This is a genomic window from Fluviicola sp., from assembly GCF_039596395.1.
Lineage (GTDB): Bacteria > Bacteroidota > Bacteroidia > Flavobacteriales_D > Crocinitomicaceae > Fluviicola.
On sequence record NZ_JBCNJT010000002.1, the window covers coordinates 923,670 to 944,835 of the forward strand.

Below are 21,166 nucleotides of genomic sequence, written 5' to 3' on the forward strand. Positions count from 1 at the left end.
ATGAACTTTTCTACTTTAGTAAGTTATTCCAATAAGAATTGTTTTTATGTCAGCTTTTGATCGCTTAATTGAGCAAATAGACGCCTTCATCCGCAAGTATTACAAGAGTGAAATCCTCAAGGGTGTTTTGATCGTCGTTGGCTTTTTATTGGCCTCCTGGTTAACAGTGAGTGTCCTGGAATATTTTGGCCGTTTCCCAAGTTCGGTGCGGTTTATATTATTGATTTTGTTCCTGGGAATGAACGGTTATTTGCTGGTGCGTTATTTTGCGCTTCCACTCATGCGTTTGTATTCCTTTGGAAAACGCATTAACAGAACCCAGGCGGCAAAGATTATCGGAGCATTTTTCCCGAATGTTTCTGACAGGTTGTTGAATACGCTTCAATTGAATGAAATCGTGAACGAAAACGATCGCAGTTTTGAATTGATCCGGGCGAGTGTTTCACAAAAGTCAAATGAACTGCTTGCCGTTAAGTTTGAAGAAGCGGTTCGTTACGAAGAGTCTAAAAAATACCTGAAGTATGTGATTCCGATAGTTTTGCTTTTCGGGACAATTGCAGTCTTTGCTCCAAGATGGATTACCAAGGGTTCTTCAAACGTAGTGAATTTCTCCCAGGCACAGGAAGCACCTTTCGACTTTAACCTGGTGAATAAAAAAGATAAACTGCGTGAAGGAAGCTCCTACAATGTGGAGGTGGATATTACCGGGTTGTATGTTCCGGAACACGTGTTCCTGGTTTCGAACCGCGGACGATATAAAATGAATAAGATTCGAAAGAATCGCTTGTCCTTCCCTATTGAGAATTTGAAATCTGATTTCATTTTCCACTTTGAAAGTGAAGGATTTGAATCCAAACAATTCGAAGTAAAGATTCTGGGAAATTCCTCTTTGGGAAAAGTAGTAGCGACTTTGCATTACCCGAAGTATTTACACAGGAAAGATGAACGCTTGTTGAACATTGCTGACCTGGATCTTCCGGAAGGAACAAAAGTGGACTGGAATGTAGAAGCGCGAAATGTAAGTTGGTTTAAGGTAAGCAGTAAGGGATTCTCGAAGCAGTTCAATGCGGAGAATGGGACATTCCAATCGGTATACAAAGACGATGGTTCAATCAACTTCATTTTGAAGAACAAGGATCTGAATGTATTGGACACTTCCAATATTCAGGTTCACGTAGTCAAGGATGCCTACCCTTCTATCCTGGTTTCTGAAAGCGTGGATTCTGTCAAAGCTTCCGTTAGATCTTTTGAAGGATTGATCTCTGATGATTATGGATTGACTTCGCTTTATTTCCTGTACACGATTAAAAAGAAGAACGGAACCGAGTTGAAGCGAAAAATGCTGGTAGACAAGTATACATCGACCAATGATAAATTCTCGTTTGCGGTGGACTTCAGCAGAGACAATATCGATGTGGAAGACAAAATTTCTTATCACTTCCTGGTATATGATAACGATGGGGTGAATGGTTCGAAAAGTACTTCTTCCCAGAATTTCGTGTATGAACTGCCAACGCTTACGAACCTGAATGAAAAACGCGATGAAGTTCAAAAGGAATTGAAGAATGCGTTGACAGATGTTTTCAAGAAAACAGAACAGTTCCAGAAGGATGTGAACAAGTTGCAGAAATCGTTGATGAACAAGTCAAAGAGCGACTTTAAGAATATGGAGCAGGTTCAATCGTTGAAACAGCAACAACAATCGCTTCAGGAAGAATTGCAATCCATAAAGGATAAATTGGATGCAAGTAACGAAGAGAAGAATAAACTCAGTGAGCAGGACGAGGAGTTGTTGAAGCAACAGGAACTCATTGAAGAATTACTCAAAGAAGTAATGGATGATGAACTCAAAAAACTTCTGGATGAACTGGAGAAGTTGATGGAGAAGAATGATCAGCTTCAGATGAAAAATGAAACAGAGAAGTTGGATGCTTCCAGCGACGAAATGAAAAAGCAATTGGATCGTACCATGGAAATGCTGAAACGTTTGCAGGTGAATGAGAAGATTGACGATTTGGAAAAGGAATTGGACCAGTTGGCCCAGGAGCAGGAAAAGCTTGAGAAAGATATCAAGGAGGAAAAAGTTTCTGAGAAGGACGCATCGAAAAAACAAGAGGAATTAAACAAGAAGTTTGATGAACTGAAAAAAGACATGCAGGAAATGCAGAAGCTGAATGAAGAATTGGAACGGCCAATGCCGATGGATTCTTTTGAACAGGAGCAGCAGGAGATTTCCGATGAAATGAATGACGCAAAAAGTAAACTGGATCAAGGCAAGAAAAGTAAAGCCGGAGAGAATCAGAAGAAAGCTGCAGAGAAAATGAAGGAACTTTCCGATCAGTTAAACAATCAACAGGAATCCGCCAACAAAAAGCAGAATGAAGAAGACATGAGTTTGATTCGATTGTTACTGGAGAATCTGATGTCATTGAGCTTTGACCAGGAATATGTGATGAACCGTTTCGGGAAAGTGAAGGACATGGATCCTTACTATAATAAATTGGGAAGAAAACAGCGAAGTATCATCGACGACAACAAATTGATCGAGGACAGTTTGATGGCTTTGGCCAAGCGTCAAACGAAAATTGCTCCGTTCATTGACAAAGAACTAAAAGATATTCGCACAAACTTCGGATTGATTACAGGTGAAATCGGTGAGCACAATCGAAGGGGAATGCAACAGCATCAACAGTATGTGATGACGAGTTACAACAACCTTGCACTGATGCTAAACGAAAGTTTGCAATCCATGCAACAGCAACAACAAGCTCAACAGAAACCTGGTTCTGGTTCTTGTGACAATCCTGGAGGTGCCGGTCAAAAACCAAGTTCCGGTCAAATGTCTTCGGGAGATATGAAGGAGATGCTGAAGAAACAGCTGGAGCAAATGAAGAAAGGAAAGAATCCGGGAGGTAAAGAACCAGGCGATAAGCAGGGACAAGGGAGCCAGGGAATGCCGGGATTGGGAAATAAGGAAGTAGCTAAAATGGCTGCTCAGCAAACGGCCATTCGTCAGCGCCTGGAACAAATCCGGAATGAAATGAATAAAGAGGGTCAGGGAAAAGGAAACCAATTAAATCCTTTGATCAAAGAATTGGAGGAACAAGAGAGACAATTAATCAATAAGCAATTCTCACCGGAGATGATTCGTCGTCAGCAGGACATTTTAACGCGCTTGTTGGAGAGTGAGAAAGCGCTGAAAGAAAGAGGTTTTGAAGAGAAAAGAGAATCGACTTCCGGAAAAAATATAAATTATGGTAACCTTATTCGATTTGATGAGTATAAGCGTAACAAGCTTGGACAAGTTGAGTTGCTGCGTGCGGTTGATCCTTTGTTGACGAAGTACTACAAAGACAAGGCAGGGAAGTACTTCAATCAGTTCTAGTATACGTAGAACATTAAATGAATAGAATGAAAGAAGGGTTTACTTTAATTGATTCGTTAAGCATTCCTTCAGAGTTGAATAATTTACCGGTTGTTGAGTCGATGATTGACAAAGCTTGTCAGACGGTTGGCATTGATGAAGACATGTACGGTAATGTATTGATAGCGGTTACTGAAGCAGTAAATAATGCTATTATTCACGGGAACTCGATGCACGTTGGTAAAGAAGTGAAGTTGGAATTTTATGAAACCAGTGATGGTTTTGGTTTTAAAATTTGTGATGAAGGCAGTGGTTTTGATCACTCACACCTACCCGACCCAACGGCTCCGGAGAACATAGAGAAGGAAAACGGAAGAGGAATTTTCCTGATGAGAAACTTGGCTGATGAAGTATTGTTCAATGAACAGGGAAATGAAGTGAGTGTTTTTTTTAATAGATAATGGTAGAAGTTTTTTTTGAAGATATAGATGAAGTTCCGGGTGTAAACCCGGAATTTTTGTTTGCATGGTATACGAATGTTTGTAATGTGGAGTCCAAAACCCTGGGAGAGATTTCCATTATTTTTTGTTCGGATGAACATTTGCTGGATATGAATAAGGAATACCTGGACCACGATTATTACACAGATATTATCACGTTCGATTATACACAAGACAATCTCGTTTCAGGAGATTTGTTTATTAGTGTAGATCGTGTTCAGGATAATGCAGATGAATTTGATGTGTTATTCCAGGATGAATTACACCGGGTTTGTGTTCATGGTCTGTTACACTTGTGCGGTTACAAGGATAAATCAGAAAGTGATGAGAGGTTAATGCGCTCTAAGGAGAATGAAATGTTGGAGTTGCGAAAGTTCCACGTGGAACATTTGAAGGGTTGATTTTGTTTGTTCCACGTGGAACACATTTTTTGATTTTCGAGTTTTTGTAAAAAGGCCAAATGTTAATGTTGCGTAAGTTTCACGTGGAACATTGGAAAGCTTGGCAGGAATGATAGTAATTTTGTTCCACGTGAAACGTGAGAGAATATGTTGAAGAATTATGATGTCATTGTAGTGGGTGGCGGACATGCTGGTTGTGAGGCTGCGAATGCGGCGGCAAAACTGGGAAGTTCGGTGTTGTTGATTACAATGAATATGAATACCATTGCTCAGATGAGTTGCAACCCTGCAATGGGTGGTGTGGCGAAAGGGCAAATCGTTCGTGAAATTGATGCGCTTGGCGGAGGGTCCGGTATTGTTTCGGATTTGTCGGCAATTCAGTTTCGTATGTTGAACCGTTCAAAAGGTCCGGCGATGTGGTCGCCGAGAACTCAAAACGATCGAATGAAGTTTGCTGAGGAGTGGCGTTTGTTGCTCGAACGAAATCCAAATGTTGATTTTTGGCAGGACATGTGCAATGGATTGATCGTGGAGAACGGTTCTGTTGTGGGTGTTCGCACTTCAATGGGTATTCCGGTTTATGGAAAGGCGGTTGTTTTGACAAACGGAACTTTCCTGAATGGATTGATCCATTTGGGTGAAAAACAGTTTGGCGGTGGAAGAATCGGTGAGAAAGGTGCAACCGGAATCACGGAGGATTTGGTCGCTTTAGGATTTGAATCCGGAAGAATGAAAACAGGAACACCTCCACGTATCGATGGCCGTTCACTGGATTATTCCAAAATGGAATTGCAGGATGGAGATGAAAATCCCAGCAAGTTTTCTTACGGAAATACAGAGGCGTTGAAAGTACAACGTGCTTGTCACATTACTTACACCTCTACTCTCACCCACGATTTATTGCGCGAAGGGTTTGATCGTTCACCAATGTTCAATGGTGCAATTAAAAGTAGCGGGCCAAGATATTGCCCGAGTATTGAGGATAAGATCAATCGTTTTGCTGATCGCGACAGACACCAGATTTTTGTGGAGCCGGAAGGATGGAATACGGTGGAAATCTATGTAAACGGGTTTTCTACCAGTTTACCTGAAGATGTTCAATTGAAAGCGTTGAGATCTATTCCCGGATTTGAGCAAGCTAAAATGTTCCGACCAGGATATGCGATCGAGTACGATTACTTCCCCCCTACTCAACTAAAACACACGTTGGAAACAAAGTTGATAGATGGATTGTATTTCGCTGGACAGATCAATGGTACTACCGGATATGAAGAAGCAGCTTGCCAGGGATTGATGGCTGGAATCAATGCTGCTTTGAAAGTACAGGAAAAGGAACCGTTTATACTTTCACGAAGTGAAGCGTATATCGGTGTGTTGATCGATGATTTGATCACGAAAGGAACTCAGGAACCTTACCGCATGTTTACTTCCCGTGCAGAATATCGAATCTTGTTACGTCAGGACAATGCGGATGTTCGTTTGACACCGATTGCTTTTGAACTGGGTTTACAGGATCAGGAAGCGATGGATCGGGTGAATAGAAAGATTAGTGCAGCAAAAGAGTTGATAGGTGCTTTGCGTAAAGAAGGAGTTAGTCCGGAAGTTGCAAATCCGGTCTTGGATTTGGTTGGTAGTTCTCCCCTTTCCCAGCAGGTGAAATTAGCATCGGTTCTTACACGACCACATGTAACTATGGAACACGTGTTGGAAATGAGCCAGAATGTTCGTGAGTTGGCTGAAAAGTTACACGTGGAACATGAGGATGCTGTTGAGCAAGCTGAAATTCTTTTAAAGTACGAAGGATATATAGCTCGCGAGGAAGAAGTCGCATTGAAACTGTCTCGTTTGGAAGAGGTCTCGATTCCTGATTCAATGGATTATTTTTCAATGAAATCCTTGTCTTCGGAGGCAAAAGAAAAGCTAAGCAAAATTAAGCCGGTGACTATTGGTCAGGCATCCAGAGTTAGTGGAGTTTCCCCTAGCGATATTTCTGTTTTATTAATTCATTTAGGAAGATAGTTTCACGTGGAACATTTAAATCAAACGTCTTGCCCTTCTTGTGGAGCGCAATCCTTTAGTACATATTTGACCGTAAAAGACCATTTTCTTTCCGGAGAAATCTTTAAGTTGGAGCTTTGTGGTTCGTGCAGTTTACTGTTTACAAATCCCCGGCCGAGCCTGGGACATATCGGTGATTATTATAAGTCGGAAGAGTATGTTTCACACAGTTCTACAAAGAAAGGATTCGTCAATAAAGTTTACGGCTGGGTTCGATCCTATACCCTGAAGAAAAAGATTGCTCTGTTGAAACAACTAACAGATGGGAAACGTCTCTTGGATATCGGTGCTGGAACCGGCCATTTCCTGGCTAAAGCAAAAGAATCCGGTTATACTGTTTTGGGGTTGGAACCGGATAAAGATGCAAGAAAGGTTGCTTTATCTGAAAATGGAATTGAACTGAAAGACCTGGGATTGCTGCATGAACTGAATGAGTCGTTTGATGTTGTTTCCATGTGGCATGTGTTGGAACATGTTTATAACCTGCAAACTGATTTAGAGAAAATCGTTTCGTTGATAAACCAGAATGGTGTGTTAATTATTGCTGTTCCGAATTACACTTCTTTCGATGCACAGTATTACAAAGAGTATTGGGCGGCTTATGATGTTCCACGACACTTGTATCATTTTTCTCCGAAGTCCATTATTCCCTTAGTTGAATCGAAAGGCTTGAAATTTGAAAAAATGCTTCCGATGAAATTCGATAGTTATTATGTTTCGATGCTCAGTGAAAAATACAAGGGCGGTTCGATGCTGAAAGCGATGAGAATTGGATTTTTGTCGAATAAGAAAGCTAAAGAAGGTTTTTCGAGCTCCCAGATCTATATTTTCCGTAAGAAATAGTGTTTTTAAGCCCTCTGAAGGGCTTTTTTTGTGTTTGGAAGGGAAAGACCTTGGTTGTCGGGAGATCTGGCAGGAAATCGAGTGAAATTCTTAACTTTTTTGAGCCATTTTTGGATAATACGGCACTTCGACTCCGCTCAGTGACCGTATTAAGAAAAGATTCAAATTAGTGTAAAGTGTTCTTAAAATCATAGAATTTTTTGACCTGAAAATTTTGCAAGTTCATTGGATGGAAATCGAAATGACCTCAACCGCAAGAATTAGTTATTCGGTTCAATCCAATCTCCGTTTTCCCGGATCAATTCTATCAACGCGTCTACCGCTTCCTCTTCGGATACATTTTTTCTTACAACTGTTTTTTCTTTATAGAGATTGATCTTTCCCGGACCGGTTCCAACGTATCCGTAATCTGCATCGGCCATTTCTCCCGGACCATTTACAATGCAACCCATAATTCCTATTTTGATTCCTTTCAAGTGCGATGTACGTTCCCGGATCTTCGCAGTGGTTTCCTGGAGATCAAACAGGGTTCTTCCACAAGACGGACAGGAAATGTATTCTGTTTTAGAGATTCGTGCGCGTGTGGCCTGAAGAATTCCAAAAGATAAGCTGTTCAGGTCGACAAGTGACCTCGGAGCCGTAATCCAAAGTCCGTCAGCAAATCCGTCGATGAAGTGAATTCCGGCATCGGAACTGGCGTATAACTGGAGCATTTCCAATTCTGCCAATTCGTAATTCAGTTTGAGAATAACCGGTATCTGGTTATTTAATTTCGCTAATTCATGTTGAAATTTGCGGATAATTTGTGTTTTTTGCTTCTTTTTAGTTTCAACTACGTAAATAATTTTTGTTGTCGGAAGAGTTGAAACCTCAAATTCCGAGTCGAGATCCACCAACAAAAAGACAATCCCCGCCGGACGGTATTTCCGGTATTCCTCCAGAGTGCAAAGCGGATGAGCATCCGGCCTTTCGTGTTTTTTCCAGGTTTCGTAATTCTGTACCAAACGAAGCGTTCCCGGAAGTTCGAAATCAATGTTCTGATCTCCAAGGTATACATAGTCTGCGGCCTGGTCAAAAATGTTCCATTTGTCCAACTGCTCGGAATACCCATATCCAAACCCAAAAAAATTAGTTGAAACTATTTTTTCTTTTTTTGATAAGTCTGAAAAAACAATTGAAGTATTGCTTCCACCTATGTTTAATAAAGAATTGGTTATTCGTCTATTATGATGAAAATAATCGAAATTTATTTTTGACGAATAATTTAGTTTGTAATCCGGTTTTTCTTCAAATTTCTTCACCAGTTTTTGTGCTACGGGGATCTCGAATTCCGGATCTTCTGTGAGCGAAACACGAATCGTATCTCCCAATCCGTCTTCCAGCAAAGCGCCGATCCCGACCGCCGATTTGATCCGTCCGTCTTCACCGTCTCCCGCTTCTGTTACTCCAAGGTGCAAAGGATAATTCATACCTTGCTCTTTCATAGTTTTCACCAGCAGACGATAAGCCTGAACCATGACCAGCGTATTGCTTGCTTTCATGGAAATGATGAGATCGTGGTAATCATTCTTTCTGCAAATGTGAATGAATTCCATGGCTGATTGCACCATTCCTTCCGGCGTGTCGCCGTATCTGCTTAAAATGCGGTCTGAAAGCGAGCCGTGATTGGTCCCGATCCGCATGGCTGTTCCGTGCTCTTTGCAAAGCAAAACAAGCGGTGTGAATTTCTCTTCGATGCGCACCAATTCGGCTTGGTAGCTTTCTTCGGTGTAATCGATTTCTTCGAATTTCTTTTTGTCGGCATAGTTGCCCGGGTTCACGCGGACCTTTTCAATGAGTTTAGCGGCGATTTCCGCAGCGTTTGGTGTAAAATGAATATCTGCTACAAGCGGAGTTTCGTAACCGCGTTTAACAAGCTCTTTTTTGATGATATCCAGGTTTTCTGCTTCCTTTTTGGAAGGCGCGGTCAATCGAACCAATTCGCAACCTGCATCAATCATGCGGATAGATTGTTCCACGGAACCTTCCGTATCCATCGTATCGGTAGTGGTCATGGATTGGATGCGGATTGGATTTTTACCTCCGATTGCAGTAATCCCGATCTTTACCTCACGAGTCTCAAAGCGTTCGCGATTGAATAAATCGTTGCAGAATTCTGTTCTATCAGACATTAAAGCATTTTTACAGAAGCAAAGGTACGGAATGAATTTTACTGATGAATCTCTTGCACAAGCATTTCGATGAGATGTGCGGCTTCTTTCTTTAAATAATAGTTGCCTTCAAAATCCCTGTAGTCGGAATAAACCAGATCGGCATGTATCAATTCTTTAATATGTTTTGAAATAGTTGATTTGTTGAGTGTTGTAATTCCCTGAAAAGTGTCATTGGTTGCAATTCTGTTTTCGAAAAGATATTTTAAAATCGTAATTCTTGCTGGATGCCCTAAGGCCTTTGCAATTTGGGCTAATTGCAGAGTTTGGTTTGAATAAGGATAGATTTTAGTTGTTCCCATAATTTATCGTTTCTTACTTAATTTAAGAAAAAAGTTGATTCGAAACAAAATTTCCTCGCCTCGGTTTGCCATTTGGCAAACAGGCAAATTGGCATCTTGGCAAATTCGCGAATTTGCGTAGCTGTGTGAATTTTACGAGGGAATGATTGAGTTTTTTGATTTAAGAGAAGACACTATCGAATGATTTTCCAGATCCCTTTAAACTGCACTTCCTCCCTTCCGGGTTGCAACTCGGCCATTCCAAATACCGAAAGGAACAAATTATTGCAGCCTTTGCAGGAAATAAGTTCATAGCGGGCATCCATGTTCCAGAGAATGTACTTTCTCAGATTCGAATGCACACTACTCGTTTCGTCTTTGATATTCACGATTCGTTTTTCAACCAATTCATCAATCAGCTGCGGACCATACACATCTGCAAGCCCTTCTACCAATTTCCCCGATTGATAAATCCGAATGGGTAATCGAATATCCGAACCGCAATCCGGACAGGTACATGAAATAATTCCGCCATTCAGGAAGTAATCAAAAGAAAACGTGGCGTATCCGGCTAGATTCTGGTTTGAAAGCATGAAATTACTTGTCTCCGATTAAATGATAACTATAGCTTTCACCTAGCGGGCCGGGCTGACAAGTGTCGTCAGTGTATGCGAACTCGAAGTGATGATCATTTGTAAAACTGCCGATCTCAACAGAATCGCAGAAGAGTATTTTTCCCGTTTCCGTAACTTTAAACTCCTGGTAAGTGCTGTCGCGCCATAAGAACTTAAGTGTATTCGACGTGCTTCCAAGCATTACCTGGCCGGTATACGTAAAGGTTGTATCTTCAGTGATGCCACTCATTTGCCAATAGGTGGAATGCCACAAAATGGAATAATTGCCCGTATATTTTTCCCGGTAATCTACTGTTGGTGATTCAATTGTGGGTTCTACCTTTTTCTTGGAACAATTAACTGCAAAAAGGGCCGCGAATGAAAGAATGATGATGGATGATCGGTGCATAAGATTGAATATTTATACCCGAAAGCTAAAAAATTAATGACAATTAAAAAAATCAAACGCTTGTTTTTTTGGTGTAATGCACATTTCCGCAGCAGTGTTTGAATTTTTTACCGCTGTTACAGAAGCACGGATCATTTCTTCCAATGACTTTTGCTCTCCTGGAAAGGTTCCGGTCGGACATGTGTTGATTGAAAATTTTCTCCAGCAAGGCATAAAGTTCCGGGTGTTTTTCTTCCAGTAATTTCGGGCGTTCGAAGAAATACTCACTGATCACGGAAAAGAACTCCGCACGATTGGTTCCGCCATAAGGATTAATGTCCGACTTTCCGGCGTATATCCGCTCGATTTCTTTGTTCATCAAGTTGATCCAGGGAAGTGCATATTGTTTGTTCATCAACACTTTCGGAAGTCCGTCAACTTCACCGTCTGTTTTGTCAATCAGGTGCACGAATTCATGAATGGCGGTATTCTGTTTGTCCGATTCGTTTTTAAATCCCAGTCTCAGCGCTTCTTTCGAAAGGATCATAATGCCTTCCATGCTTTGATTGCCGACCATTCCCAGGATACGCCGCTCGGATTCTCCTTCAAATTCATAATTTTCATTGAACATGGCCGGATAGAGCAGGACTTCCCGGATATTCGTGTATTTCCAGGAATCGAAGCCGAAAATCGGGATCACTGCGCTGGAAGCAACCAGTAACTTATCCTTTAAACTCACATCTGTTTTGATCCCGGTAATCCGGCAATTGAGCAAAAATTCCTGCACTTTGAATTCAAAACGGGTTTTTTCTTCAGCGTCCAAAGAGTTGTAAAATGCGACTTCCTGTACCAGGATTTCTCTCCACTGCAGCGGGAATGTTTCACGTGGGACTTTCCACTTTGGATTTGCAGCTTTGTTGTAGGAAACCCATCCGAATCCGACGAGCAGGATAATGAAGATGAAAGCAATAATGACCATATCAGAATAATAAAATTAATTCAGAACTATCTCTAAAAGTATCAATTTTACTACCTTTCCACCATGCATTTCGACGAATTGATCCATTTTTGTTTTCAGCTTCCCGGAGCTACGGAAACATTTCCCTTTGATAAACGCACACTGGTAATCAAGGTACAAAACAAGATGTTTGCTTTGGTAGATGTGGAAGATCCTACGGGAATTAATTTAAAATGTGATCCGGAAAAAGCCATTGAACTGCGTGAGCGTTACGACGGGATTCAACCGGGTTACCACATGAGCAAAAAACATTGGAATACCGTTTCACTCGAAGGATTGGTGGATGACTCGCTCATAAAAGAACTGATCGTACATTCTTACGATTTAGTGGTTTCGTCGTTGCCGAAAAAATTACAGGATGAGCTTAAGAATAGATAAATACGTGTGGTTTGTGCGCCTTGCAAAAACCCGGACATTGGCCACAGAACTCGTTCAGCGGAACAAGATCAAGTTGAACGATATGCCCGTGAAACCTTCAAAGGAAGTAAAGATCGGTGATACGGTTTCCATTATCAAAAACAACGCAACTTTCAGCTACAAGATCAAAGATTTACTGGATCGGAGAGTGGGAGCGAAACTCGTTGCGGATTACCTGATCGATATTACGGATCCGCTGGAACTGGAAAAATTCAAAACATACCAGGCGGCACAAAGTGTTTACCGGGAGTATGGAACAGGCCGTCCGTCGCGTAAAGACCGCGATAACCTGGATTCATTTTTCGAATGGCTGGAAGAGGATGATGACGAAGATTAAAATTCACTAACTACCGTAAACCGCTATTCATGTCAAAACCCATTTACGTCCTGGGAACAGGACTTTCGCACAATGGTTCTGCAGTGTTGTTGAAAGACGGCGTTATTTGTGTGGCCATTGAAAAAGAACGCATTACCCGCATCAAGCACGATGGCGGAAACGATTCGGATGCTATTCAGTATTGCCTGGATGCGGAAGGAATTTCACTCGAAGATGTGAAACTGGTTGTTCAAACGGCCAATTTCGAAATTCCGGACCGGGAAAGGTTTCACGGAAAAAGAGTGTTTGCCGGAAATGAAAAACCCGAATTGGTAAGTATTTCACATCATTTGGCACATGCTTACAGCGCGGCTGGGACGTGTGAGTTTGATGCATGCGTTGTCATGGTGATTGATGGTTGCGGAAGTCCTTATCAACAGTGCATGGATGTTTCACAGGGAACGCTGTTTCCGGCGAATATTTCCAGACTTTCCGGAACAGGAATGTGGTGCGAAAAAGACAGTTTTTACCTATTCGACGGGCAAAAAATGACCCCGCTTTTAAAAGATTTCAGCCCGGTTGAAACTCCGGCTCAGGACCAATTGAAACTTCCGGTAACTTCCCATTCCATCGGTGGATTTTATGCTGCGATCAGTCACTATGTCTTCGGAAATATGGACGATGTGGGGAAATTGATGGGGCTTGCTCCCTATGGGAAAGCAGGCCTGATTGGGCAGGAAGCTTTTGATTTCAAGGACGGATCTTTGCTGGTGCGGAACGAATGGCGGGAAGTGCTGAACATGCCTTCAAGCGGGTATGCTTTTTTCAGAGAACATTTTCAATACTATGCCGATGTGGCTTTTTGGGCACAGCAGGAAGTGGAAAAAGCCGTTTTTTGGTGTTTTAAAGACCGTTTAACGCGGTTTCCGCATAAAAATGTGTGTTATAGCGGCGGTGTTGCTTTAAATGCCGTAGCGAACGCTAAATTGTTAAACGAGCAAGTCGTCGGTAATTTCTATATCGAACCGGCTGCCGGAGATAACGGTCTGGCTCTGGGTTGCGCATATTACGGCTGGTTGGAAGTATTGAAAAAACAAAAGGTAAAACACAACGCAAGCACCTGTTTCGGGAAAAGCTATGCGAAAGAGGAAATACAAAAAGCGCTGGAAGTTTTACCGGAGAATTATATCCTTCAGGAATTGCAACCGGAGGACTTGGTGCAACTTACGGCAAAGAAACTGGCGGTTGGAAAAACAATTGGCTGGTTCCAGAATCAGTGTGAGTTCGGGCCGAGAGCGTTGGGACATCGCAGTATTTTGGGGCATCCCGGAATAGAAGGATTGGGAGACCATATCAATGCCAATATCAAGTTCCGGGAAGATTTTCGGCCTTTTGCGCCGGCTGTGCTTTCCGGATTTGCGGAGACTTATTTCCGTTCCGGAAGAAAAAGCCCGTACATGATTTTGGTGGATCACACCAAACCCGAATACCTCGAAGTTTTGCGAAATGTTACGCATGTAAACGGAACGGCGCGTGTTCAAACTGTCGAGAAGGACTGGAATCCCTTGTTTTACCAATTGATTGAAGCCTTTCAGGAAGAAAGCGGAATAGGAGTGTTGCTCAATACCAGCTTCAACAAAAAGGGAATGCCCATTGTGGAAACACCGGAACAAGCGCTCAATTTGTTCCTAGAATCCGCTTTGGATGTATTGGTGCTGAATCACTTCCTGGTAGAAAAGCCCGACCGGTAAAATTACCAGCCACCGCCGCCACCGCCACCTCCTCCTCCGCCGGAAAACCCACCACCACCGGAGAAAGAAGATCCACCCGATGATCCGCCGCTAGCACTTGGCGGAACAGAAGCGGAAGAAATCGCTGAGGAAAAAGTGTCTGAATTAAAATGGGAGAAGCCATGCATTCCCATGCCGACATACCAATAGCCGGGCATGCCATATCCTGTTTGCAACTCTTCCGAATTGAACTGGCCTTCCCATTCTTTAGCAAGTCCCAACACAATAGCAAAAGGAAGAAGCCGCTCAAAGGTTTCAAAGTTGAGTGTCGGAGGATTGTTGAAAGCGATGCGTTTTTTGTCTGCGTATTGGATATATAGTTTCAGCCCCGAAATGTGATCCATGATCTTGCGTCCCTCCGGAGTAGGCTGTTCCAGTAAATACCCGAATAACAAATTGATAGCCAGGCCAACGACCGCTATTGTTCCGATAATCAGGTAAGAACCGCCGAACAGGAATTTCAGCCCGAAAGCCAATGCCAGGAAACCCAACCAGAAAAAGTACTGTGTTCCGTTAATCCGGGAATTCAGTTTCCGGTATTTTTCACCGTGAGTTTTCAGGATGTGTACTATCAGGGAATCCATTCCTTTTTTCAGGGTTGGATTGTAGCTGTTCTCATGGAACACGAAGGTTTTTGCATGAGCGAAAAGTGCATCGTAAACCTTCTTTTCCGCAGAAGTCAATTCCTTTTTGGGATTTTCCAATTGGGTAAATGTATATTTCGGAGCACCGTGAACTTCTTCCTGATCGATTTTCATCCAGCCTTTTGCTCCGAGAGAAGCAATCTGACCGGTAAAGGCGTCGGAAGTAACCAAGCCGCGGTTCATTACTGCAGAAACATCCGCAGGTGAAAATCCCTCAGGAGCATCGTATTGCGGCATAATGGTGCCTGGTTTCGGGTCGCGGCCATAACGGAACCACAACAGCATGCTGCGTGAAACCTGGAAGATGACCATAACGATCAGCAGCGTCCAGAGCGCGTGGGATTTCACCCAATACAGGAAGTTTTCCATCGCCGACGGATAAGTCAGCTTGTTTTTATCCCAGGATGCTGCGAATGTCAGTCCCTGGTAACTGAATAAAGGCCCGGTAGTTTTATAAACCAATTCGTTGTCACGTGGTTGTGAAACCGTAAAATCCTTGCCTGCCTCTCCCTGGTTCCCGGTATAAGCGGTGAATTGTTTGAATTTAATTCCTTCCGGTAACTGCACGATTGCGCGCAAAGAGTCGACTGAAAAAACCCAGCCGTTCCCGTTCGTATTCCAATACAGTTCATCCGAATTTTTCAAAAGACGCAGTACGTGATTCACTTCGTAAGTGAATTCGTAGGTGTGTTTTCCTACAGAAAGCATGGTTTCAGCACTCCCGAAATAGGTCCGGATTCCGTTGTCCATATTTTCCGTGTGATAATCCTCTGCCTTGCCGTCCCTTTTCAGGGAAATGAATCGGAAATCAACATCCGTTCTACCGCCCTGGTAGTCGTAATTCAGCGGAATGTCACGGTAAATTCCATGATTGATCTGGTTTAGGCCGCAGTAGATCGTAATGCGTTCTGTAATGCGCATCGAGCAGTTTTGTTTTACCTGGTAAGTGGCATCAAAGTAAATGATGCGTTCATATTCTTCTTCCTGTGCCAGTGTAGTCAGGCTGATCACTAAAAATAGCCCGGTGAGAAGAGCGCGAAGTGTTTTAAAGGTTCGGAATGTCATGTTGTTCTGATTTTGCCTGAACATAATTGCGTTTGGTATGTTGCCCGCTTTTGGCAAACCAACTATAAGGAATTTTTTCCTGGAGGGCATTGTAAGCTTCTACGGTTCCGTTATAAAATTGACGGGAATAAAGCAGGTGATTTTGGGTTTCTGCAATCTGCTGTAATAATTTTTCAAACGTTTGATCTGCTTTTAAATCGGGATACGCTTCTTTAATCACGTTGATTTTAGCTAAAATTTGCGGAAAATTGTCGTCTTTGTCCCAAATGCCCGCACGTTTTTCTGCCAGTTCTTCCAATAGCACCGCTTCGTGTTTCGCATACCCGGATGCAACCCGGACCAATTTCGGGATGAGTTCATGACGCTTCAACAACTGAACATCCATATCTGCAAAAGCTGCATCCACTAAGTTCTGAGCACGGATCAGGCTGTTTCGTAAGATCAGGAAAATGATCAAAATCACGAACAACAATATACCGGCAATAAGCAAGATAACCATGCCGAAAAATACTCAAATAATTCATGTCGGAGGAAAAAGAAAAATGCAGAGATCGTAAAATCCCTGCATTCCAACATTCAATGAGCAATTTTAGGGCTCTGTACGCAACTGCTCAAACACGCTCACGTATTCCTGTAATTTCTCAAACAAACCTTTCAAATCTGCCGGAATTGCCTGCGGGAAAAGCTTTTGGATCTGTGCCACTCCGCCACTGGCTGCTTTTTCTGCTCCTGCTTTATCTCCGGCACCGAATCGTTCGGCCATGAGTTTCATACTTTGATTGACGATTGCCACGGTCATCATGCGTTTGTGGTTCATATCCAGTGTCATGTCCAGCAAACCGGTTGCCGTGCTCCACTCCGGGTGAAGTTCTTTTTCGACCACTTTTTGCTTCTTGCTTACCGGATCGGTGTAAGTCATACGCGCGACCACTTTTTGTTGTTCGATTGCCGGCGTAGAGTGAATGATATCCATTTTCACAAGGGCCATTTTTTGCAGTCCCGGGAATAAATGATCCACGTCTACGGTTACTTTTCCGGCACCGACCTTCGCGTTTTCATAGCCCAGTAATTGACGGTAAACGATCTGGTCATTGAACAGGATTTCCAGTTTCACGTCCGTCCCGATCGGATCAATAATTCCGTCGAAAGTTTTCAAAAAAGCCTGGCTATAGTGCGAAGGATCGCCTGCCATTTGCATGGTTCCTCCACCGATTGTTGCCAGTTGTTCCAGTAAAGCGGCATTGTAGTCGTAGCCCACACCGATGGCCGAAATCTGCAACCCTTTTGTGGCGTAAGTTTTTGCCAGTTTCACGGAAATTTCGGGTTCGTCTCCGCCGTAGCCGTCTGTCAGCAAAATCAGTCGATTGACCATTCCCGCTTTTTTGTTGGCTTCCAGCTGTTTCAAGCCTTCTTCGAAACCGATGGAGATATTTGTTCCTCCCATGGGCTGCAGGGCGTTGATGATGTCGCAGATAGCGGCTTTATTCGTAATTGCCTGGGAAGGCAGCGCTTTGTATACTTTGTCGTCAAAAGCCACAATTCCGATCCGGTCTTGCGGTGACATGCGGTTTACGAGTTCGGTCAGGGTTTTTTTCAATAGTTCGAGCCTGTTGTCATTCGACATAGATCCGGAAACATCGATTACCAGCATCAGGTTTTTGGGAATGGCTGCTTTTTTGTTTTTGGAATTCACTTTAAAACCTACTTCCAGCACGGCTTCCTTGGAAGAGGCGTTGAATTTATTTCCCCACTTCAGGAAGAGTTCTACCTCGTTTTCGCCGGACGGATATTGTGCGGTTACAAAGTCGTTCACATTCAAAGCCACCAAATCTTTTACTCGTGGAATAAAGGATTCGATGTTCTCCAGGCGCGGGTCCGGAATGTAATTTACGGTGCGGCTCATGGTAGCAAATCCTTTCATCCGGCTTAAGTCAACCACTCCGGCGTCTTTCTGAAAGGTAAAATCAACGACGTATTTTGTTTTTAGTGGAAGCATGAAAACCACTTTGCCGCTTGCATCGGTTTTTCCCTTGTATTTGATGGAACCGCCAACGGTTTTCAGGTAAACGGGTTCATTGGAAATGGGCGAACCTCCTTTTCGAATTGTCAGATCTACCACTGCATGGGAACTGCTTGGTTTGATTCCGGCCGGAATGGTTTGGACAGTGTATTTGCCTTCTGTTTTCTCAGTGAACGCTTTTTTCTCGTAGGTCAGAAATGCAGTTCTGGCTGTGGACTCAGCGCCGAAGTCAGCCCAGTCCATGGAGTTGATATCTGCAACGTCAATCTCGTAATCATTCTTATTCGGTACGAGGAAAATGCATTCTCCCTGGGCGTTTGTTGTTCCGGTGAATTGTTCCGACAAAGCAAAGCAAGTCAAAGTAACCGGGATGTTTGCCTGTGGCCTGTCTTCACGCGTTTTTACAACCACCTTCAAGGCGCAGTGTGCAGCATCCGGACGTGGCATTGTCGGGTATTTTTGAGGTGTTTTTTTGAAAACGATGGTCGAGCGATCCGGTAAAATGCGGTTTTCGCGTTCCCAGACTTCGAGGTCGTAAGTGATGTGGCCGCTGGCACTGCCTTTTCCCCAGGCTTCCACCCAAAGGCAGTTGGTCATATCGCCCACGGATCCGATCCACAGGGAACCGTGATCAAAAACCATGTCTAAAGAGCCGGAAGAATTGGTTTTTTTCTCGATGCGTTCAAAAGTCGTGGATTCTACGAACCGCACGGAGAGATTGGCAGCGGGCTGGTTTTGATTATTGACGACCTGCAAATGATAGCTGGTTTGAGCGCCTGCAATAGGGATGCAGCAAAGCGCCGCCAAAAAGAGTCGAATTGGTTTCATAAGTTTTGGAAAAATGGGTTTGTATCATTCAAACTCACTGATTCCAATTTGGTTACAGGTTCAAACTAAAATTGACGGATCAATGAACCGGTTTCCCCTTAGATAACCTGCTTTTCCTTCTGATTTGGATTGAGCCCGCATTTTTCACACCCGGCCTGTTTCTTGCGTTGTGAAGACAAGTAGAAACGACGAACCAGGTAAAAGACCGCTGCGGAAATGGCTGCTATGACTAAAACGATCTGCATCAGCTGAATACGATAAAAGTAATGTAAGCTCCAAGATACGCCAAAACGCCCATATATCCAACCTGGATGATTGGCCATTTCCAGGATTTGGTTTCACGTTTTACCACCGCAAGAGTTGCCATACACTGCATGGCGAAGACGTAAAACACCAATAGCGAAAGACCGCTTGCGAGCGTGTAAGTGGGAGTTCCGTCGTCGCGTTTCTGGACTTTCAGTTTATCAATCAGTTGTTTGGGATTGTCGTCTACTTCATGCACGGAATAGATGGTTGCGAGTGAACCTACAAAAACTTCGCGGGCTGCAAAGGAAGTGAGCAATGAAATACCCATTTTCCAGTCGTAGCCCAAAGGTTTGATCACCGGTTCGATGAATTTCCCCAAATGGCCCATGTAAGAATGTTCCAATTTCACGGAAGCAACCTGGCTTTCATAGTCTTCCATGGCTTCTGCGGTTTGAACCTTCGGTTCCTGGATTTTTTCGGAGTAACGCTCCATGTCGTTGCCCGGCCCGAAACTTGCCAGAGCCCATAGAATGATGGAAATTGCAAGGATGATTTTCCCGGCATCGAACACGAAAATCTTTACTTTTTCAAAGACTTCAATGCCCACATTCCCCCAGCGCGGAGTTTTGTAAGCAGGCATTTCCAGCAGGAAAACACTCAATTCTTTCTTTTTGAAAAACTGCTTGATGGTCCAGGCTACGAGTAAAGCAGAAATCACTCCCAGCAGGTATAATCCGAAAAGTACCAATCCCTGGAGATTGAGAAAACCAAAGAATGTTTTAGCAGGAATCACCAATGCGATCAACAAGGTATAAACAGGCAGGCGAGCCGAACAGCTGATCAGGGGTGCGACCAAAATGGTAGTCAGACGTTCCTGCCACGAACTGATGGTGCGTGTAGCCATAATTCCCGGAATTGCACAGGCAGCGCTGGATAACAATGGAACAACACTTTTCCCGTTCAGCCCGAAAGGACGCATTAATTTATCGGTGATGAAGACCACGCGGGCCATGTAGCCGGTTTCTTCCAAAATGGCAAGCATGAAAAAGAGCAGGGCAATCTGGGGAATAAAAATCAACACACCGCCAATTCCAGGGATTACTCCGTCTACGATCAGCGAAGTGAAAATACCTTCCGGCATGATGGTTCCCAACCACGATGCGAGTGATGAGGTTCCCAGGTCGATCCAGTCCATCGGGTAGGAAGCCAACGTGAAAACCGTTTGGAAAATAATCAGCAAAAGAGCCAGGAAAATCAAATAACCGAAAACGGGATGGATCAGCCACTTGTCCAGTTTGGTGGAAAAAGTAACTTCTGTAGGTTTTTTATGGACAACCTGTCCGACAATTTGCTGAATCCGTTCAAAACGGCTGTTTGTATCGGCGATTTGTCCTTGCAAATCGTTTTTTGCTTTTAAGGTTCCGGTTTTGATTTCACGTGGAACAGCATCTTCATTCATCCATTCCTTGAGTTCGGAAAGGCCTGTCCCGATCCGCGCATTGGTACGAATAATCTTTGCATCCGGAAAAGAATCCTGCAAGGCAGACAGATTGATCTCAAAACCGTTCCTGGAAGCAACATCTGTCATGTTCAGCACCAATGCAGTATGGAATCCCAGGTCGTAAATCTGGGTAAATAGTAAAAGATTACGTTCTAAGTTGGTGCTGTCCAGCACCACGATTGTTTTCTCCGGGAAATTAGGATCGGTCGGATTTGAAATGACCTTGTAAACAATCTCTTCATCTTTGCTCCTTGGGTAAATACTGTAAGTTCCCGGAAAATCAATGAGTTCGATTTCAGTTCCGCTGATATTCAGAAAGCCGGAATGTTTGTCGACCGTTACACCCGGGAAGTTCCCAACATGCTGACGAAGACCGGTCAAGCGGTTGAAAAGCGAACTTTTTCCTGTATTGGGATTTCCGAAGAGTGCGATCTTTTTCATTATTCGACTTCAATCAGGTTCGCTTCGGAAAGGCGCATGGACAAGGTGTAACCCGAAATATCAACCGCGATAGGATCTCCGAAAGGTGCTTTAAAAAGAACCTCAACTTCTTTCCCCGGGTAAAGACCCATCTCCAACAGTTTGGGTTTGAGCTCACTTTCAGAAATACCAAGTACCCTGGTTTTTTGATGCAATGGAAGCTGCGCGAGTTTTTTCATGAA

At 43.4% G+C, this 21,166-nt stretch carries 19 protein-coding genes; 8 read left to right on the forward strand and 11 right to left on the reverse strand.

What is annotated here, in order from left to right:
• Positions 1-46: 46 nt before the first annotated feature.
• The 5 genes from ABDW02_RS12915 to ABDW02_RS12935 all read left to right on the forward strand — a co-directional run bounded on the left by ABDW02_RS12915 (position 47) and on the right by ABDW02_RS12935 (position 7,166).
• The gene (locus ABDW02_RS12915) at positions 47-3,385 is read left to right on the forward strand and encodes a hypothetical protein (RefSeq protein WP_343635031.1); all 3,339 of its coding nucleotides are present in this window, start codon (positions 47-49) and stop codon (positions 3,383-3,385) included.
• A gap of 26 nt (positions 3,386-3,411) precedes the next feature.
• Positions 3,412-3,825 carry an ATP-binding protein gene (locus tag ABDW02_RS12920; RefSeq protein ID WP_343635033.1) on the forward strand — a complete coding sequence of 138 codons (414 nt, stop codon included), beginning with the start codon at positions 3,412-3,414 and terminating at the stop codon, positions 3,823-3,825.
• Positions 3,825-4,265: an rRNA maturation RNase YbeY gene (ybeY, locus tag ABDW02_RS12925; RefSeq protein WP_343635035.1), complete on the forward strand. Its 441-nt coding sequence runs from the start codon at positions 3,825-3,827 to the stop codon at positions 4,263-4,265. The genes ABDW02_RS12920 and ybeY overlap by 1 nt, the downstream gene beginning before the upstream one ends.
• A 147-nt stretch (positions 4,266-4,412) precedes the next feature.
• On the forward strand, positions 4,413-6,284 hold the full coding sequence (mnmG, locus tag ABDW02_RS12930; RefSeq protein WP_343635037.1) for a tRNA uridine-5-carboxymethylaminomethyl(34) synthesis enzyme MnmG: 1,872 nt from the start codon (positions 4,413-4,415) through the stop codon (positions 6,282-6,284).
• A 6-nt stretch (positions 6,285-6,290) separates the two neighbouring features.
• Complete coding sequence (locus tag ABDW02_RS12935; protein ID WP_343635040.1) at positions 6,291-7,166, forward strand: class I SAM-dependent methyltransferase; 876 nt, start codon at positions 6,291-6,293, stop codon at positions 7,164-7,166.
• A gap of 260 nt (positions 7,167-7,426) precedes the next feature.
• Here ABDW02_RS12935 and ispG read toward each other — a convergent pair whose 3' ends face one another.
• From ispG to ABDW02_RS12960, 5 genes are all read right to left on the reverse strand, one after another.
• A complete protein-coding gene (ispG, locus tag ABDW02_RS12940; RefSeq protein ID WP_343635042.1) occupies positions 7,427-9,337 on the reverse strand; it encodes a (E)-4-hydroxy-3-methylbut-2-enyl-diphosphate synthase in 1,911 nt (636 codons plus the stop codon).
• 38 nt (positions 9,338-9,375) lie between these two features.
• Positions 9,376-9,678 carry a helix-turn-helix transcriptional regulator gene (locus tag ABDW02_RS12945; protein WP_343635044.1) on the reverse strand — a complete coding sequence of 101 codons (303 nt, stop codon included), beginning with the start codon at positions 9,676-9,678 and terminating at the stop codon, positions 9,376-9,378.
• 173 nt (positions 9,679-9,851) lie between these two features.
• The gene (locus ABDW02_RS12950) at positions 9,852-10,250 is read right to left on the reverse strand and encodes a hypothetical protein (RefSeq protein WP_343635046.1); all 399 of its coding nucleotides are present in this window, start codon (positions 10,248-10,250) and stop codon (positions 9,852-9,854) included.
• 4 nt (positions 10,251-10,254) lie between these two features.
• A complete protein-coding gene (locus tag ABDW02_RS12955) occupies positions 10,255-10,680 on the reverse strand; it encodes a hypothetical protein (protein ID WP_343635048.1) in 426 nt (141 codons plus the stop codon).
• Between the two features lie 52 nt (positions 10,681-10,732).
• Positions 10,733-11,638, reverse strand: a complete 906-nt coding sequence (locus ABDW02_RS12960; protein ID WP_343635050.1) for a zinc-dependent peptidase — start codon at positions 11,636-11,638, stop codon at positions 10,733-10,735.
• Positions 11,639-11,701: 63 nt separating this feature from the next.
• Here ABDW02_RS12960 and ABDW02_RS12965 point away from each other — a divergent pair, with 63 nt between their 5' ends.
• From ABDW02_RS12965 to ABDW02_RS12975, 3 genes are read left to right on the forward strand one after another with little or no spacing between them, the layout of a single operon-like run.
• Positions 11,702-12,055, forward strand: coding sequence for an MmcQ/YjbR family DNA-binding protein (locus ABDW02_RS12965; RefSeq protein WP_144332320.1), 354 nt, complete (start codon positions 11,702-11,704; stop codon positions 12,053-12,055).
• Positions 12,036-12,431, forward strand: coding sequence for an RNA-binding S4 domain-containing protein (locus ABDW02_RS12970; RefSeq protein ID WP_343635053.1), 396 nt, complete (start codon positions 12,036-12,038; stop codon positions 12,429-12,431). Before ABDW02_RS12965 ends, ABDW02_RS12970 begins: the two co-directional genes overlap by 20 nt.
• 29 nt (positions 12,432-12,460) lie before the next feature.
• On the forward strand, positions 12,461-14,161 hold the full coding sequence (locus ABDW02_RS12975) for a carbamoyltransferase C-terminal domain-containing protein (RefSeq protein WP_343635055.1): 1,701 nt from the start codon (positions 12,461-12,463) through the stop codon (positions 14,159-14,161).
• A gap of 2 nt (positions 14,162-14,163) precedes the next feature.
• On the opposite strand, the gene ABDW02_RS12980 is transcribed toward ABDW02_RS12975, so the two are convergent.
• The 6 genes from ABDW02_RS12980 to ABDW02_RS13005 form a co-directional block, all read right to left on the reverse strand.
• Positions 14,164-15,909, reverse strand: coding sequence for a DUF2207 domain-containing protein (locus ABDW02_RS12980; protein ID WP_343635057.1), 1,746 nt, complete (start codon positions 15,907-15,909; stop codon positions 14,164-14,166).
• Complete coding sequence (locus ABDW02_RS12985) at positions 15,890-16,408, reverse strand: LemA family protein (protein ID WP_343635059.1); 519 nt, start codon at positions 16,406-16,408, stop codon at positions 15,890-15,892. Before ABDW02_RS12985 ends, ABDW02_RS12980 begins: the two co-directional genes overlap by 20 nt.
• A 90-nt stretch (positions 16,409-16,498) precedes the next feature.
• Positions 16,499-18,757 (reverse strand): VWA domain-containing protein, encoded by a 2,259-nt coding sequence (locus ABDW02_RS12990; RefSeq protein ID WP_343635061.1) that lies wholly within the window; start codon positions 18,755-18,757, stop codon positions 16,499-16,501.
• A 98-nt stretch (positions 18,758-18,855) separates the two neighbouring features.
• Complete coding sequence (locus tag ABDW02_RS12995; RefSeq protein ID WP_343635063.1) at positions 18,856-19,002, reverse strand: hypothetical protein; 147 nt, start codon at positions 19,000-19,002, stop codon at positions 18,856-18,858.
• Positions 19,002-20,945, reverse strand: a complete 1,944-nt coding sequence (gene feoB / locus ABDW02_RS13000) for a ferrous iron transport protein B (protein ID WP_343635065.1) — start codon at positions 20,943-20,945, stop codon at positions 19,002-19,004. Before feoB ends, ABDW02_RS12995 begins: the two co-directional genes overlap by 1 nt.
• Entirely contained in the window at positions 20,945-21,163 is a 219-nt protein-coding gene (locus tag ABDW02_RS13005) for a FeoA family protein (RefSeq protein WP_343635067.1), read from the reverse strand. Before ABDW02_RS13005 ends, feoB begins: the two co-directional genes overlap by 1 nt.
• Positions 21,164-21,166 lie beyond the last annotated feature (3 nt).

Bases quoted from the DNA above. Each gene is read 5' to 3' on its own strand.
- ABDW02_RS12915 (WP_343635031.1), top strand. From the start codon at position 47: ATGTCAGCTTTTGATCGCTTAATTGAGCAAATAGACGCCTTCATCCGC.
- ABDW02_RS12920 (WP_343635033.1), top strand. From the start codon at position 3,412: ATGAAAGAAGGGTTTACTTTAATTGATTCGTTAAGCATTCCTTCAGAG.
- ybeY (WP_343635035.1), top strand. From the start codon at position 3,825: ATGGTAGAAGTTTTTTTTGAAGATATAGATGAAGTTCCGGGTGTAAAC.
- mnmG (WP_343635037.1), top strand. From the start codon at position 4,413: ATGTTGAAGAATTATGATGTCATTGTAGTGGGTGGCGGACATGCTGGT.
- ispG (WP_343635042.1), bottom strand. From the start codon at position 9,337: ATGTCTGATAGAACAGAATTCTGCAACGATTTATTCAATCGCGAACGC.
- ABDW02_RS12945 (WP_343635044.1), bottom strand. From the start codon at position 9,678: ATGGGAACAACTAAAATCTATCCTTATTCAAACCAAACTCTGCAATTA.
- ABDW02_RS12950 (WP_343635046.1), bottom strand. From the start codon at position 10,250: ATGCTTTCAAACCAGAATCTAGCCGGATACGCCACGTTTTCTTTTGAT.
- ABDW02_RS12955 (WP_343635048.1), bottom strand. From the start codon at position 10,680: ATGCACCGATCATCCATCATCATTCTTTCATTCGCGGCCCTTTTTGCA.
- ABDW02_RS12960 (WP_343635050.1), bottom strand. From the start codon at position 11,638: ATGGTCATTATTGCTTTCATCTTCATTATCCTGCTCGTCGGATTCGGA.
- ABDW02_RS12965 (WP_144332320.1), top strand. From the start codon at position 11,702: ATGCATTTCGACGAATTGATCCATTTTTGTTTTCAGCTTCCCGGAGCT.
- ABDW02_RS12970 (WP_343635053.1), top strand. From the start codon at position 12,036: ATGAGCTTAAGAATAGATAAATACGTGTGGTTTGTGCGCCTTGCAAAA.
- ABDW02_RS12975 (WP_343635055.1), top strand. From the start codon at position 12,461: ATGTCAAAACCCATTTACGTCCTGGGAACAGGACTTTCGCACAATGGT.
- ABDW02_RS12980 (WP_343635057.1), bottom strand. From the start codon at position 15,909: ATGACATTCCGAACCTTTAAAACACTTCGCGCTCTTCTCACCGGGCTA.
- ABDW02_RS12985 (WP_343635059.1), bottom strand. From the start codon at position 16,408: ATGGTTATCTTGCTTATTGCCGGTATATTGTTGTTCGTGATTTTGATC.
- ABDW02_RS12990 (WP_343635061.1), bottom strand. From the start codon at position 18,757: ATGAAACCAATTCGACTCTTTTTGGCGGCGCTTTGCTGCATCCCTATT.
- ABDW02_RS12995 (WP_343635063.1), bottom strand. From the start codon at position 19,002: ATGCAGATCGTTTTAGTCATAGCAGCCATTTCCGCAGCGGTCTTTTAC.
- feoB (WP_343635065.1), bottom strand. From the start codon at position 20,945: ATGAAAAAGATCGCACTCTTCGGAAATCCCAATACAGGAAAAAGTTCG.
- ABDW02_RS13005 (WP_343635067.1), bottom strand. From the start codon at position 21,163: ATGAAAAAACTCGCGCAGCTTCCATTGCATCAAAAAACCAGGGTACTT.